1 protein-coding gene is annotated in these 580 nt (G+C 40.7%); it reads right to left on the bottom strand.

The annotated features are described in order from the left end of the window. Window positions 1-580 (bottom strand): IS110 family transposase (locus ND16A_RS08905; protein ID WP_033077698.1); only part of this gene is annotated, 580 nt, incomplete at both ends.

The raw sequence follows: 580 nt of genomic DNA, 5'->3' as shown, positions 1-580 counted from the left end.
AGCAAGGTACCCGGGGTTATGTTGTCGAGCTTTGCTTTCTATGAAGGATTCTAATTGCTTTAATTCTTTTTGATAGCAATCGAGCAGGGCTAAATCAAAATCGACATTGCGTTGCACTACAGAGTCTGAAAAATGACGACGTAATGTTTCCCGATCACAAATATTCTTCATATTTACGTTTAACGCAGGCATGTTGTATTGACTGTTGGTGTTAATTACATGGGCTTTTAACTGGGCGCCATGGCGGACTAAATTAGTACGACGACGCATTAAGTCACGCGCAGCACGCATTTTTGATGGATAAGTGTAGGCAAGCGGAAAGTTGCCTCCGCGCATTAAACTGACAATTTTGTAGGAATCAATTTTGTCGTTCTTTGCTTTTCCCCCATGAATCGCTTTCATGTAAAGGGCATGGCCCAAGATGAACTTAATGTCATGGTCCAGGCAAAAATCGCTGACCCAATACCAGCAATGCATACATTCAACGCCTAATACGAGATCATCTAAATAAGGTTTTAATAATTCATGAAGTGCTAATCGATCTGCTTTAATCTGTTGATGTAACACCTTTTTTCCGTCA

Source organism: Thalassotalea sp. ND16A (assembly GCF_000764205.1).
Lineage (GTDB): Bacteria > Pseudomonadota > Gammaproteobacteria > Enterobacterales > Alteromonadaceae > Thalassotalea_A.
This window is presented reverse-complemented; position numbering and strand designations above follow the sequence as displayed.